Below are 15,274 nucleotides of genomic sequence, written 5' to 3'. Positions count from 1 at the left end.
ATCTGGAGACCAGACATTGGTAAAAAAAGCAGCAACAAAACAGTTTAAATAGTTAAACTAAATTCTTATTCCCTTGGCAAACAAAAGTATTCAAAAAGAAAGAGTAAATTTTGCAAGCAGTAAAAAGGTGATTGATTATCCCGATTTTCTGGATGTGCAACTGGAATCTTTCAGGGAGTTTTTTCAGCTTGAAACAACTTCAGACAACCGCCACCAAGAAGGGCTGTTTAAGGTTTTCTCCGAAAACTTTCCCATTTCCGATTCAAGGAACATTTTCGTACTTGAGTTTTTGGATTATTTTATTGATCCGCCACGCTATGGTATTCAGGAGTGTATCGAGCGCGGACTGACTTACAGTGTACCGCTCAAGGCAAAACTCCGCCTGTCATGCAACGATGAGGAACATGAAGATTTCGAAACCATCGTGCAGGACGTATATTTGGGAACGATTCCCTACATGACCCCGAAAGGGACTTTTGTCATCAACGGCGCTGAGCGTGTAATTGTTTCGCAATTACATCGTTCTCCGGGCGTGTTTTTTGGCCAAAGCCGGCACACCAATGGCACGAAGCTCTATTCGGCGCGGGTTATCCCGTTCAAAGGGTCATGGATCGAATTCGCTACAGACGTAAACAACGTCATGTATGCGTATATAGACCGTAAAAAGAAGTTCCCGGTAACTACACTTTTACGTGCGATCGGTTATGATTCCGATAAGGACATTTTGGAGTTGTTCGAATTGGCCGACGAAGTGAAGGTGAGCAAATCCGGGCTTAAAAAATATGTAGGCCGTAAACTGGCCGCGCGGGTATTGAAAAAGTGGATTGAAGACTTTGTGGACGAAGATACCGGTGAAGTGGTCTCTATTGACCGTAACGAGGTGGTGTTGGAGCGGGAAACCATCCTGGAAGATGAGCACATCGACCTCATTATCGACGCAGGGGTGAAGTCGATCATCCTGACGAAGGAAGATACGGCCAATGCGGCGGATTATTCCATTATCTACAATACGTTGCAGAAGGATACATCCAACTCGGAAAAAGAGGCCGTAGAGCACATCTATCGGCAATTGCGTAACGCAGAACCACCTGACGAGGAAACCGCACGGGGGATCATCGAGCGTCTGTTCTTTTCGGATAAACGGTATGACCTCGGTGATGTCGGACGGTATCGCATTAACCGTAAACTTCAACTGGATACACCGGATGAAACAAAGGTGCTTACCCGCGAGGATATCATCGCGATTGTGAAATATTTGATCAACCTGATCAACTCGAAAGCGGAGGTTGATGATATTGACCACTTGTCCAATCGCCGTGTGCGCACCGTGGGCGAGCAGCTGTATTCGCAGTTTGGCGTTGGACTTTCGCGGATGGCACGTACCATCCGTGAGCGGATGAACATTCGCGATAATGAGGTGTTTACACCGACGGATTTGATCAATGCACGGACGTTGTCGTCCGTTATCAATTCATTCTTTGGTACCAACCAATTGTCGCAATTCATGGACCAAACCAATCCGTTGGCTGAAATCACGCACAAGCGTAGGTTGTCTGCGCTCGGGCCTGGTGGTCTGTCTCGCGAACGCGCGGGTTTTGAGGTGCGTGACGTACACTATACGCACTACGGTAGGTTATGTACGATTGAAACGCCGGAAGGACCCAACATCGGGTTGATTTCCTCGCTTTGCGTTCACGCGAAGATAAACAATCTTGGATTTATCGAAACGCCCTATCGGCGGGTTGAAGAAGGACGGGTTGTGGTTGAAGAACCGGTTATTTATCTTTCCGCAGAAGACGAGGATGGCAAGACCATTGCACAGGCCAATGCGGAGTATGACGATAAGGGTAATTTCATCACACCGAGGGTAAAGGCGCGCTACGAGGGTGATTTCCCGGTAATTGAACCGGAAAAGCTGGATTTGATGGACATTGCGCCCAACCAGATTACGTCCATTGCGGCCTCGTTGATTCCGTTCCTGGAACACGATGATGCCAACCGTGCGCTGATGGGATCCAACATGCAACGCCAGGCTGTGCCGTTGTTGCGTCCAGAAGCACCCGTTGTTGGGACCGGATTGGAAGGACGTGTAGCCCGTGACTCGCGTACGCTGATTAACGCTGAGGCGGATGGCGTGGTGGAATACGTAGACGCAAATGAAATTAAAATCCGTTACGAACGGAATGAGGACGAAAGGCTTGTGTCGTTTGATGATGATATAAAGACCTACAAACTCATTAAATTCAAGAAGACGAATCAAAGTACGTGCATTAACTTGAAGCCCATCGTTAAGAAAGGGCAAAAGGTTGAAAAGGGTCAGGTTCTTTGCGAAGGCTATGCGACTCAAGATGGTGAATTGGCCCTGGGCCGCAATTTGAAAGTTGCGTTCATGCCTTGGCAGGGATTCAACTTCGAGGATGCTATTGTGATTTCTGAACGTGTAGTAAGTCAGGATATCTTTACTTCACTGCATATCGAGGAGTTTGAATTGGAGGTTCGCGATACCAAACGTGGCGAAGAGGAGCTGACGGCAGATATTCCGAACGTATCGGAGGAAGCGACCAAAGACCTGGATGAAAACGGTATCATCCGGATCGGTGCCGAAGTGCGTGAAGGCGATATCCTGATTGGTAAGATTACACCGAAGGGTGAATCGGATCCATCGCCGGAAGAAAAACTCCTTCGTGCCATTTTTGGTGACAAGGCCGGCGACGTAAAAGATGCATCACTGAAAACTCCACCATCCATCAACGGCGTGGTCATTGATACCAAACTGTTTTCACGGGCGAAGAAGATGGCGAAGGAAGAGGAGAAAAAGGCACTCGACCAATTGGATACCCAACATGCGAAAGCTTTGAAGACCTTAAAGGATAAATTGGTGGATAAACTGTTTGCTATCGTAAACGGTAAGACTTCCCAAGGAGTCTATAATGTGTATAAAGAGCTGTTGGTTCCGAAGGGAGCGAAGTTTACGCAGAAAATCTTGTCTGATCTTGAGTATAACAACATCAATCCGGCAGGATGGACCACTGACGATGATAAGAACGAATTGATCAAGCAGGCCCTACACTTCTACAACATCAAGTTAAACGAAGAACTGGGTGCTTATAAGCGGGATAAATTCGCGATCAGCGTGGGTGATGAGCTGCCTTCAGGTATTGTCCAGATGGCCAAAGTATTTATCGCTAAGAAGCGCAAGCTGAAAGTGGGTGATAAGATGGCCGGCCGTCACGGTAACAAAGGGATTGTTGCACGGATTGTACGTGACGAAGATATGCCTTTCCTGGAAGACGGCACGCCGGTAGACATCGTGTTAAACCCATTGGGTGTACCATCGCGGATGAACCTGGGCCAGATTTATGAAACGGTATTGGGTTGGGCCGGGCAAAAACTCGGGATCAAATTTGCAACGCCGATTTTTGACGGAGCTTCCACAGAAGAAGTCGAAGGATGGGTAACCAAAGCAGAACTGCCGGAATCGGGTCGGACATACCTCTATAACGGACTGACCGGGGAACGTTTTGACCAACCGACCACAGTAGGTGTGATTTACATGCTGAAACTCGGTCACATGGTGGACGACAAGATGCACGCGCGTTCCATCGGACCGTACTCGCTCATCACGCAGCAACCCCTCGGCGGTAAGGCGCAGTTTGGTGGACAGCGTTTCGGTGAGATGGAGGTGTGGGCACTGGAAGCATTTGGTGCGTCGAACATTCTGCAGGAAATCCTGACGGTTAAGTCTGACGATGTGGTAGGTAGAGCCAAAACGTATGAGTCTATTGTCAAAGGCAATAACTTACCAACTCCATCGGTACCCGAATCCTTTAACGTACTCGTACACGAGCTGCGTGGCTTGGGACTGGATATCACGTTGGATTAATTGAGCATATCGCGTTAACTTTAGAAACGAAAGTATGTCTTACAAAAAAGATAATAAAATAAAAAGCAACTTCACCTCGATTACCATTAGCTTGGCTTCTCCGGAGACCATTCTGGAACGCTCCAGTGGTGAGGTGGTCAAACCGGAAACGATCAATTACCGGACGTATAAGCCCGAACGTGATGGTTTGTTCTGCGAACGTATTTTCGGTCCGGTAAAGGACTACGAATGCCACTGCGGTAAGTATAAACGTATCCGTTATAAAGGGATTGTCTGTGATCGTTGCGGCGTGGAAGTAACCGAGAAGAAAGTACGCCGTGAGCGCATGGGACACATCAGCTTGGTGGTTCCGGTAGCGCATATCTGGTACTTCCGCTCGTTGCCGAACAAAATTGGCTACCTGTTGGGATTGCCTACCAAGAAGCTCGATATGATCATTTATTACGAGCGCTATGTGGTTATCCAGGCAGGTGTAAAGGAAGAAGACGGTATTAACTACATGGACTTCCTTACCGAAGAAGAGTATCTTGATATCTTGGACACGCTGCCCAAAGAAAATCAGTTCCTTGATGACACGGATCCACAGAAGTTCATTGCTAAAATGGGCGCGGAAGCGTTAGAAGAGCTGTTGAAGCGACTCGATCTCGACCAGCTTTCGTACGACCTGCGCCACCAGGCAGCTAACGAAACTTCGCAACAACGCAAGAACGAAGCGTTGAAACGCCTGCAGGTGGTGGAAGCATTCCGTGGTTCACGGGATCGTATTGAGAACCGTCCGGAATGGATGATCGTTAAGATCGTGCCGATCATTCCACCGGAACTCCGTCCGTTGGTGCCGTTGGAAGGTGGCCGTTTTGCGACTTCTGACTTGAACGATTTGTACCGTCGGGTGATCATCCGGAACAACCGGTTAAAACGTTTGATGGAAATCAAAGCGCCAGAGGTGATTCTCCGTAACGAGAAGCGGATGTTACAGGAAGCGGTAGACTCGTTGTTTGACAATTCCCGCAAGGTGAATGCGGTGAAAACAGAAGGTAACCGGGCGTTGAAGTCCCTTTCTGATATCCTGAAAGGAAAACAGGGCCGTTTTCGCCAGAACCTATTGGGTAAGCGGGTGGATTACTCGGCCCGTTCGGTTATCGTAGTAGGTCCAAACCTGAAATTGCACGAATGTGGTCTGCCGAAGGACATGGCCGCCGAGCTGTATAAACCGTTTATCATCCGTAAGATGATCGAGCGGGGCATTGTGAAAACGGTTAAATCTGCGAAAAAGATCGTAGACCGTAAGGATCCGGTGGTATGGGATATCCTTGAAAATGTATTGAAAGGACACCCTGTGCTGCTTAACCGAGCACCTACGCTGCACCGCTTGGGTATCCAGGCTTTTCAGCCCACGTTGGTCGAAGGTAAGGCGATCCAATTGCATCCGTTGGTATGTACGGCGTTCAACGCCGACTTTGACGGTGACCAGATGGCTGTGCACCTGCCTTTGGGCAATGCAGCGATTCTGGAAGCGCAAATCCTTATGTTGGCTTCGCACAACATTCTCAACCCAGCGAACGGTACGCCAATCACCGTTCCCTCGCAGGACATGGTGTTGGGTCTGTATTATATGACCAAAGGCCGTAAGAGTGATGATAAGCGCGTGATGAAAGGGGAAGGTATGACGTTTTATTCTGCCGAAGAGGTGATCATTGCACACAATGAAAAGCGGATTGATCTTCACTCTTTTATCAAGGTAAAAACCAAGGTTAGAAATAAGGAAGGTGAGATCGAAGAACGCGTCATCGAGTCTACTGTCGGACGGGTATTGTTCAATCAAGTAGTTCCCGAAGAAATCGGATACGTAAATGAACTGTTGACCAAAAAGTCCCTGCGGGATATCATCGGTGAAGTAGTAAAAATCACCGGTATGGCACGTGCGGCCAAGTTCCTTGATGACATTAAGGAGTTAGGTTTCCAGATGGCATTCAAAGGCGGTTTGTCGTTCAACTTGCAAGACCTGAACATCCCTGATGCAAAGGCTGATTTGATCGGACAAGCTACGAGAGAAGTGGAAGACGTGATGAATAACTATAACATGGGCTTCATCACCAACAACGAACGATATAATCAAATCATCGATATCTGGACACGCATCAACAACCGGTTGACGGCGAATGTGATGGAAATCCTTTCAACGGACAACCAAGGGTTCAATTCCGTATACATGATGCTAGATTCCGGTGCCCGGGGCTCCAAGGAGCAAATCCGTCAGCTTTGCGGCATGCGGGGGCTGATGGCTAAACCGCAGAAATCAGGTTCTTCCGGTGGGGAAATCATTGAAAACCCGATTCTCTCCAACTTTAAGGAAGGATTGTCGGTACTGGAATACTTCATTTCTACGCACGGTGCACGTAAAGGTCTTGCGGATACGGCATTGAAAACGGCCGATGCGGGCTACCTGACACGTCGTTTGCACGACGTAGCCCAGGATATGATTGTGGTCGACCAAGACTGTGGTGGTTTAAGAGGAGTATATACAACGGCGCTGAAAGATAACGAGGACATTATTGAGCCTTTATACGATCGGATTCTCGGGCGCGTATCCCTGCACGATGTGTACGATCCGGTGACCGGTGATTTGCTGGTAGCTGCCGATCAGGACATCGATGAAGAAGTAGCCGGAAAAATCGAAGCTTCAGCGGTTGAAGGCCTTGAAATTCGTTCGGTATTGACCTGCGAAAGCAAACGTGGTGTCTGTGCGCTTTGTTATGGCCGTAACTTGGCTACTGGCAAACGGGTACAAAAGGGAGAAGCCGTGGGTGTAATTGCCGCGCAGTCTATCGGTGAACCAGGTACACAGCTTACACTTCGTACATTCCACGTGGGTGGTACCGCCTCAAACATTGCTGCGGAATCACAGATATTGGCCAAATTTGATGGTATTATCGAACTGGAAAACATCCGGTCCGTACCACACGAAGGAGAAGAAGGACCCGATCAGGTAGTGATCGGCCGTTCCGGTGAGGTACGGATTATTGATCCGGAATCCCGGAAAGTGTTGATGACCAACAACATTCCCTATGGTTCTTTCCTCTATGTCAATGCCGGTGACACGGTAACCAAGGGGCAACGTATTTGTTCATGGGACCCATACAACGCTGTGATTATTTCAGAATTCGGCGGTAAGGTTGAGTTTGAAGCCATTATTGAAGGGATTACATTCCGTGAGGAATCCGATGAACAAACCGGACACCGCGAGAAAGTGATTATTGATACCCGCGATAAGACCAAAAACCCGGCTATTAAGATACTGGATAGCAAAGGGGCGGTCATCCGCACGTACAACATTCCGGTGGGGGCACACGTTTCTGTCAATGATGGTATCTCGGTGAAAGAAGGGGTTATCTTGGCGAAGATCCCGCGTTCTACTGGTAAGACGCGAGATATCACGGGTGGTTTGCCGCGTGTTACAGAGTTGTTTGAGGCTCGTAACCCGTCAAATCCAGCTGTTGTAACCGAGATTGATGGTGTGGTGAGTTTGGGAGGCGTGAAGCGCGGTAACCGGGAGATCTCCATTGAATCACGTGATGGACAAATCAAGAAGTACTTGGTACCGCTGTCCAAACACATCTTGGTGCAGGATAACGATTTCGTGAAAGCAGGTATGCCGCTGTCCGACGGGTCTATTTCTCCGGCAGATATTCTAGCCATTAAAGGTCCATCGGCTGTGCAGGAGTACCTCGTAAACGGTATTCAGGAGGTTTATCGCTTGCAGGGTGTGAAGATCAACGACAAGCACTTCGAAACCATTGTGCACCAAATGATGCAGAAAGTGGAAATTGAAGATCCAGGTGATACTCGTTTTCTCGAAAAAGAGGCCGTCAACAAATGGGATTTCATGGAAGAAAACGACGCCATTTATGACAAGAAGGTGGTAGTAGAAGCCGGAGATTCCAATGAGTTGAAGCCCGGGCAGATTGTATCATTGCGCAAATTGCGAGATGTTAATTCCAGCTTGAAGCGCCGTGATCTGAAGTTGGTGGAAGTTCGTGATGCGATTCCCGCTACTTCCAGTCCGTTATTGCAAGGGATTACCCGTGCTTCCTTGGGTACGAAGTCGTTCATTTCGGCGGCATCGTTCCAGGAAACCACTAAAGTACTCAATGAAGCGGCTATTGCTGGAAAGCGCGACAACTTGTTGGGCTTGAAAGAAAACGTGATCGTAGGGCATTTGATTCCATCTGGAACGGGCTTACGAGACTACGAACGCATCATCGTGGGTTCGCAGGAAGAGTACGATCAACTGCTGGCTTCTAAGGAGGAAGATTAACTAGTTGCCGGTGACCGGTGGCGAGTGGCCGGTAGTCGCCGGAAAATTTATAGAAACCGTCAGGTACTTGCCTGACGGTTTTTTGTTTTTATCGTATCTTTGCCATCGCTATGGGTACCTTGCTTGACATCGGACAAAAGCCTTACAACCATTATGGTGCATACTTACGTGCCAAATACAATGGTAAACGGGTGTTCAAAATCATCGTAGACGGTAATTTCACCTGTCCGAATCGGGACGGGAGCAAGGGATATGGTGGATGTGCCTATTGCAACGTGGATTCGTTTACACCCGATTCTGCACGTAAGCTGCCCACGATACGTGAGCAGGTGGTAGAAGGTATCCAACGAGCGATAAATGGTTATGGCGCGGAGAAATTTGTTATTTATTTCCAGCCCAATACGAATACGTATGCCCCTGCACATTACCTGAAGGCGATGTACGATGAGGCGTTAAGTGTTGCTCCGGAACACGTGGTGGGACTGTCAGTCGGCACACGGCCCGATTGCATCGATTTTGAGAAGGTAGCGCTGTTGGAAAGCTATACCGATCGGTATGATGTGGACCTGGAAATGGGGATGGAATCCATTTACAACGATACATTGAATCGGATAAACCGTGGGTGCTCACACGAGGAATTGGAAACGGCACTCGGATTGGTACAAAGCAGTCCGTTGGATATCTGTGTGCACACCATCTTCGGGTTTCCCTGGGAGACCCGGGAAATGATGCTACGGTATGCCGACGAAATTAACCGTTTTCCACAAATTAAGTTTGTGAAATTGCATCACCTACATATTGTTGAGGGATCCATCATGGGTGTCCAATACAAGCGAAACCCGTTTCACGTGTTCAGCTTGGAGGAATATACCGATTTTCTTTGTGAGTTTATTCCCTTATTGCGGCCTGATATCGTCATTCAACGGCTGTTTGGACTCGCCGATCAGGAATTACTCATTGCACCCAATTGGGGTAAAGGAAAATCCGCGATCCAGACCTATATCGATAAAGCATTAGAGCGGCAAGGTGCCTACCAAGGGGCTAAATTCATCGCTCGATAATTGCCCGTAAATCGGCGGGAGAATACTTGATGGATTTGAGAGTTTTACGGTCTTCCGTGCGGTAAACCAAATACAAGCCATCCTGCTTTTCGTAAAAGCAAGGGGTGTTTCGCTCTTCTGAATAATACCGGACTGTTTCTTCTGCTTCTGCCAGCGATTTGCAAGCTTTGCTCATGTTTGATCGCTGTACCTCATCAAATAGCGCACTGAATTTATCAGCCAAGCCAAATTCCAATACGGCACCGGACAATACATACTGAATGTCGCAAAGCGCATCGGCTACCTCAACGAGGTCGTTGTTTGCAATGGCTTCTTCCAGTTCTTTTAGTTCTTCAGCAATCAGCGAAACCCGCAGCCGACAACGGTTTTCATTGGGGATCGTTGGCTTCTCAAGTATGGGATGTTTGAATGTTTTGTGGAATTCAGCAACAGAAGTTAGCGTTTTCGGGTCAGTCATTTTTCAAAGTAAAAAGTAAAAAATAAAAAGTAAAAAAGCTACTTGATGAAGTGTTTGAGTTGGATGATTTCTTTTTCTTCCAGGTATCGCCAACGGCCTCGGGGGAGATCTTTTTTCGTGAGATTGGCATAAACCACCCGATCCAGTTTAATAACGTCATATCCAAGGTGCTCAAAGATACGTCTAACGATCCGGTTTTTTCCACTATGAATCTGGATACCTATTTCCCGTTTGCTGCCGCCCTGTACGTAGCTTATGGCATCAGGTTTAATGAGGCCATCCTCCAATTCCAACCCGAACGAGATTTTATTGAGATCTCCTTGTGTGAGATTCTTGTCCAATTCCACGTTATAGATCTTGACAACGCTGTTTCGTGGATGCGAAAGCTTTTCCGCCAGGTTGCCATCGTTGGTTAGCAATAACAGTCCCGTCGTATTACGATCTAATCTACCTACTGGGTAAATCCGTTCTTTTGATGCTTTAGCCACCAAATGCATAACCGTGCGCCGTTCCTGGGGATCATCGGTGGTGGTAATGTAGTCTTTTGGTTTATTGAGTAGAACATATACCATCTTTTCGCGCTTGAGGCGTTCACCGTTATAACGCACTTCGTCTTTGGAAGGATCGACCTTCACACCCAATTCAGTTACAACTTCTCCGTTTACGGTAATGACTCCAGCCTCAATCAGTTCATCGGCTTTACGTCTGGAACAGACACCTGCATTGGCAATGTATCTATTCAGCCGTATCAGGCCATCACTCTCTGGTTCGCGTTTAAATGAAACATCGCTTCGTTCACGGCGCTTTTTTGAAGAATCGTAGGGGCGATTGCCATAGGTGCGTTTTCCGCTGTCATAGGGACGTTTATCGTTGTCGTATGGACGTTTGTCACTGTTGTATGGACGTTTGTCGTTATCGTACGAGCGCTTCTCTGTGTTTTTTCCATACGTTCTCTCCTTTCTATACGTTCTTTCGCCGGTAGAACCGAATGGCTTCTGTTCCCCGTCAGATCGCTTGTCCCGGTAATCGATTGATTTTTTTGTCGTTTCCCTGCCATCGTTTTTTGATGCATTCGGGCTCCGGTATTTGTGGTCGCTGTGTTTCGAAAAGCTTGAGGTTGATTTGCCGGGGCCGGGGCGTTTGGACTTGTCGTCACGACTGTTCCGTTTGTTACTAAATGGCATGATTTTTACCGTAAAAAATGTGAACTGCAAAGGTAGTCAAAAATATGGTCTTAAGGACAATAGCCGATGTTTTTTACATAGAAATAGCAGATTTGCTCACGTTAATAAATGTTAAAAAACAGGGGGGATTTGCGTAACTATTTGTATATTAATATCATAATTTTTACTTTTGTCCCCAGCTTTTTGGATTAAGTAATACATGGCCTTATTTAATTTCTTGCGATGTGTTACAGAAAAGGTAATAAATGATAAAGAAACAACTGCTCTGTTGTAGCGCGGTTTTATCGTTGGTGTTGCTTTCAAAATTGTATTCATACAATCTCGTAGCCAATACAGAAACACCCGACGCGCTGCTGCACGACTCTCTATCTCAAGGAGAATTGTTGCAAGAAGATATCTCCAATATCCGCAACACCCCTTATTTTGCATCGCTGAATTTTGCAGACGAAACGTTGCCATTGGGCGACAGGCTAATCGAGAAGAAGATGCTGAAACACCTCAAAGAATATTCATTTGCGACGCGGCAGTCGCATCTTCTGCACCATAAAGCGTTAAAGACATTGCCGCGGGTGGCAACGATCTTACGCCAACATGGAATTCCTGAGGATTTTAAGTACATTCCATTGGTGGAAAGTGGTTTCACCAGCGGCACCACGTCCCATCGTGGAGCTTCCGGATATTGGCAGTTTATGCCAAATACGGCGAAGGCGTTTGGGCTGCGGGTCGATAACGTAACAGACGAACGTCAGGATGTTGAGAAATCGACTTTGGCGGCGGCTAAGTATCTCAAGGCGCTGTACCGCGAGTTTAATAGCTGGACACTGGTGGCGGCGGCGTTTAATATCGGTGAGGGTAATTTATTGCGCGCCATCAATCGGCAAAATGAGGATAACTATTTTCGGCTAAAGTTAAATCGTGAAACCGGCAGTTACGTATACAAACTGATTTCAGTAAAGGAAATCATCGAACATCCAAACCGGCACGGATATCGCACGAATACATTACTGGCTGATGCAACCGACAGCGATTCCCATGCGTCCCACAAATTGTAGGGGAAGCTATCTGAGATCCACTATTTCCATTCCTGGATAATCGGTTTGCTTAAATACAAAGGTATCGGCGGGGATTGAAGGACTGGCCTTGGTATTTTTGAGCGTATAGGTGTATTTAACTCCGCTTTTGTCAAATATTGTTACATCGTATATCAGGTTTGTAGACTTGTTGATGCGTAACTTAATTTTAAAATATGGAGTTTGCGGGTCTTCAGGTGATAGTTCGACCACCCCCAACGGGATGCCGCCGGCCTGCTCGTTTGGAGCGGAGACATACTTGTATCCGTTGGTATAAAAGGAAAAGATCGTTGCAGGCGAAATGGCCCCCGACGAATTGTCGGCTTCGGTTACCTGCACTTCCTGTTCGTCTTTAAGAACCATCCATTGCGTTTTCCCGTCGCTAACGATGTCTTGACTGTTGGTTGTGATGCGGTATTTGCCTGTTTCGGCTACCATGGTAAGGGTACCTGATTCCGTGTAGTTCGTTTGCTGGGGTTGCTGAACGGTGAGGGTGAAATCGGTTCGAATGGATTTATATCCTTCGTAGGTTTGCGTTACTTTATTGAGTAAGGACCTAGCGGCAGCATCTGTCTGTGCATAGGCATGAATGGCAAATACAGAAAAGGACAGAAGTACCGAACAGCTAATGGTTGCTAGTTTCATCTTTATGCGTCTTTCTTCAACCCATCCAAAAACTGTTCCAATGAATATTCGTCAGGGAAAAGTACTTCCCGTGCTTTGCTGCCTTCGAATGGCCCTACGATACCTGCAGCTTCCAGTTGGTCAATAATCCGTCCAGCGCGATTGTATCCGAGTTTAAGTTTGCGCTGGATAAGCGATGTGGAGCCCTGTTGGTGCAATACTACGAGGCGGGCGGCATCCTCAAACATGGAGTCGCGATCTCGCATATCAAAATCTTCGATGCCGCCTTCGCCATCTTCACCTACATATTCAGGTAGCAGCAATGCCGATGGATAGCCGCGTTGGCCACCGATGAAATCGGAAATCTCTTCTACTTCAGGCGTATCTACAAATGCACACTGTATCCGTATCAGGTCGCTTCCGGTAGCTAGCAGCATGTCGCCTCGCCCGATCAGTTGGTCGGCGCCCCCCGAATCGAGAATGGTGCGGGAGTCTACTTTTGATAGTACCCGGAAGGCCAAGCGGGCGGGGAAGTTGGCTTTGATGGTACCGGTAATGATGTTTACCGATGGCCGCTGTGTAGCGATGACTAAATGGATGCCCACGGCGCGGGCCAATTGTGCCAGCCGGGCGATAGGGGTTTCGACCTCCTTGCCTGCTGTCATCATCAGGTCGGCAAACTCATCGACGATGAGCACGATGAATGGCAGGTAACGATGGCCTTCTTCGGGATTGAGCCTACGATTGATGAATTTAGCGTTGTACTCTTTCAGGTTGCGCACCTGTGCGTTTTTTAGCAGGTCGTAGCGGGCGTCCATCTCGATACAAAGCGAATTCAGCGTGTTGATCACCTTTTTAGTATCCGTGATGATGGCGTCCTCTTCCCCTGGTAATTTAGCCAAAAAATGGCGTTCTACTTTCTTAAACAGCGATAACTCGACTTTTTTCGGATCGACCAATACAAACTTTAGTTCCGCCGGATGCTTCTTGTATAGTAACGACGTTAGGATGGCATTGATGCCGACTGATTTACCCTGTCCGGTGGCCCCAGCCACCAACAAGTGGGGCATTTTGGCGAGGTCAGCAATATAGACTTCGTTTGAGATGGTTCTCCCCAAGGCAATGGGCAGGTCCATATCGGTATGTTGGAATTTCTCCGTTGCCAAAACCGAACGCATCGAAACCATCTCGGGGTGACTGTTGGGTACTTCGATGCCTATGGTTCCCTTACCGGGCATTGGGGCAATGATGCGGATGCCTAATGCAGCCAAGCTCAGCGCGATGTCATCTTCCAGATTTTTGATTTTCGAAATGCGGACGCCGGGCTTTGGAATGATTTCATAGAGTGTAACCGTGGGGCCGATGGTAGCTTTGATTTTTGCGATCTCTATGTTGTAATTAGCCAGTGTATCAACGATTTTGTCTTTGTTAGCTTCCAGTTCGTGGTTATTGACGGTAATTTTGCCTGAACCGTAATCGCGCAGCAAATCCAGCGTAGGGTATTGATAACTGGATAAATCCAATTTTGGGTCATACTGGCCTACTTTTTCCACCAATTCATCTGCTGTACTGGGCTTTTCTTCCTTAATAGGAGATACCGTAAGAGGAGGGGTAATCAGTTCGTTTTTTAATTTTTCTTCGGGTCTTTCGATTGAAAAATCTAACCCGTCTTTCACCTCCTCCGGTTTCGGCTTCGGGGATGCGGTTAAATTCTGTTGCAGTTTTTCGGTGTCATTGTGTGGGCTGGCAGCTGTTTTCAACTGATTGGTAGCCGGCACTTCTTCTTCGGCAAGCTCCCTGTTTTTATTTAGCCGAAATTCTACCGGGTCAACCCGATACTCAGATTCATGCGCATACTGCTCTTGATCACGCGATCGGTTGGTTGGCTCTTTTTCCAGGGATTGCGATACGGAAGACCCAAGGCTTTTATTATTGAATCTGAAGTCAAAATTGAAGAACACAATCAGCACCGTTAACAGGGTAAAGATCAACAATCCGCCAACTCCCGGCACGCCGATTTGCGCAGCAAGCAATCGATTGGACCAGAATCCAAATTCGCCTTCAAGAAAGTGCGGATAATTGGTTACAAACCCATGGATAAATCCAAGCGTGAGCGACAGAAAGATGATCGTAAAGGCGGAATATCCGAAGGTTTTCCAAATAGACAGAAGTTTTACTTTGAATAATAATCGGTATCCAATGACAAATAGGATGCCTACAAAAATAAAGGATGCGATGCCAAACCACTTATAGATAAACTGATGAGCAAGCAATGCCCCGAATTTTCCCATCCAGTTTTGCACAACTGGCGGTTCGATACCCGCCAGGGCAAATTCTTCCCGGGTTTTGAATAATGTATGCCACCCGCCATTGGCTGCGGAAACATAGCTTTGATCTTCTTGCCAGGTGAACAAATAGGAGATAAAAGCGATGAGAAAGTATACGGATAATATGAGTGAAAACAGGCCTATTATCTTTACCAATTTATTGCCTAGTGCGTGATTTGATGGGGCATTGGATCTTGGCTTACGCTCACTCTTTTTGCGCAGGGAGGGCTTGCCTTCCGTATCATGCTGTGTGTTTTTTCTGAATGAATTCCCTTTTCCCGACATCGAAACGATACGTTATGTTTGAGACAAACTTACGGATTTTTTGCGCAGGTTGTAGCATTCTGTTTGTG

The 15,274-nt window shown here is 47.3% G+C and carries 8 protein-coding genes; 4 read left to right on the top strand and 4 right to left on the bottom strand.

The features are described 5' to 3' along the window. The first annotated feature begins 73 nt into the window (after window positions 1-73). From rpoB to mnmL, 3 genes are all read left to right on the top strand, one after another. Entirely contained in the window at window positions 74-3,883 is a 3,810-nt protein-coding gene (gene rpoB, locus BMZ56_RS13360) for a DNA-directed RNA polymerase subunit beta (RefSeq protein WP_090627519.1), read from the top strand. Window positions 3,884-3,917: 34 nt separating this feature from the next. Further along, window positions 3,918-8,198 carry a DNA-directed RNA polymerase subunit beta' gene (gene rpoC / locus BMZ56_RS13355; protein WP_090627516.1) on the top strand — a complete coding sequence of 1,427 codons (4,281 nt, stop codon included), beginning with the start codon at window positions 3,918-3,920 and terminating at the stop codon, window positions 8,196-8,198. Window positions 8,199-8,308: 110 nt separating this feature from the next. Next, window positions 8,309-9,259, top strand: coding sequence for a tRNA modification radical SAM protein MnmL/YtqA (mnmL, locus tag BMZ56_RS13350; RefSeq protein WP_090627514.1), 951 nt, complete (start codon window positions 8,309-8,311; stop codon window positions 9,257-9,259). On the opposite strand, the gene BMZ56_RS13345 is transcribed toward mnmL, so the two are convergent. After that, window positions 9,246-9,716 carry a pyrophosphohydrolase domain-containing protein gene (locus BMZ56_RS13345; RefSeq protein WP_090627511.1) on the bottom strand — a complete coding sequence of 157 codons (471 nt, stop codon included), beginning with the start codon at window positions 9,714-9,716 and terminating at the stop codon, window positions 9,246-9,248. The two genes, mnmL and BMZ56_RS13345, sit on opposite strands and share 14 nt — an antisense overlap. A gap of 38 nt (window positions 9,717-9,754) precedes the next feature. Next, on the bottom strand, window positions 9,755-10,900 hold the full coding sequence (locus tag BMZ56_RS13340) for a pseudouridine synthase (protein ID WP_090627509.1): 1,146 nt from the start codon (window positions 10,898-10,900) through the stop codon (window positions 9,755-9,757). 245 nt (window positions 10,901-11,145) lie between these two features. Between BMZ56_RS13340 and BMZ56_RS13335 the strand changes: the two genes are divergently transcribed. Continuing rightward, entirely contained in the window at window positions 11,146-11,952 is an 807-nt protein-coding gene (locus BMZ56_RS13335; protein ID WP_090627508.1) for a lytic transglycosylase domain-containing protein, read from the top strand. Window positions 11,953-11,958: 6 nt separating this feature from the next. Here the strand turns inward: BMZ56_RS13335 and lolA1 are convergent, their stop codons facing one another. Both lolA1 and BMZ56_RS13325 read right to left on the bottom strand, forming a co-directional pair. Continuing rightward, window positions 11,959-12,615, bottom strand: coding sequence for an outer membrane lipoprotein periplasmic chaperone LolA1 (gene lolA1, locus BMZ56_RS13330; RefSeq protein ID WP_090627505.1), 657 nt, complete (start codon window positions 12,613-12,615; stop codon window positions 11,959-11,961). Window positions 12,616-12,617: 2 nt separating this feature from the next. Beyond that, complete coding sequence (locus BMZ56_RS13325; protein ID WP_090627503.1) at window positions 12,618-15,206, bottom strand: FtsK/SpoIIIE family DNA translocase; 2,589 nt, start codon at window positions 15,204-15,206, stop codon at window positions 12,618-12,620. Window positions 15,207-15,274: the final 68 nt, after the last annotated feature.

It is taken from the genome of Parapedobacter indicus, assembly GCF_900113765.1.
Classification (GTDB): Bacteria; Bacteroidota; Bacteroidia; order Sphingobacteriales; family Sphingobacteriaceae; genus Parapedobacter; species Parapedobacter indicus.
Note: the sequence above shows the minus strand (reverse complement) of the source record. Positions and strands in the feature narration are given on the sequence as shown.

Excerpts from the sequence above, each read along its gene's own strand:
- rpoC (WP_090627516.1), top strand. The coding sequence starts at position 3,918 with ATGTCTTACAAAAAAGATAATAAAATAAAAAGCAACTTCACCTCGATT.
- mnmL (WP_090627514.1), top strand. The coding sequence starts at position 8,309 with ATGGGTACCTTGCTTGACATCGGACAAAAGCCTTACAACCATTATGGT.
- BMZ56_RS13345 (WP_090627511.1), bottom strand. The coding sequence starts at position 9,716 with ATGACTGACCCGAAAACGCTAACTTCTGTTGCTGAATTCCACAAAACA.
- BMZ56_RS13340 (WP_090627509.1), bottom strand. The coding sequence starts at position 10,900 with ATGCCATTTAGTAACAAACGGAACAGTCGTGACGACAAGTCCAAACGC.
- BMZ56_RS13335 (WP_090627508.1), top strand. The coding sequence starts at position 11,146 with ATGATAAAGAAACAACTGCTCTGTTGTAGCGCGGTTTTATCGTTGGTG.
- lolA1 (WP_090627505.1), bottom strand. The coding sequence starts at position 12,615 with ATGAAACTAGCAACCATTAGCTGTTCGGTACTTCTGTCCTTTTCTGTA.
- BMZ56_RS13325 (WP_090627503.1), bottom strand. The coding sequence starts at position 15,206 with ATGTCGGGAAAAGGGAATTCATTCAGAAAAAACACACAGCATGATACG.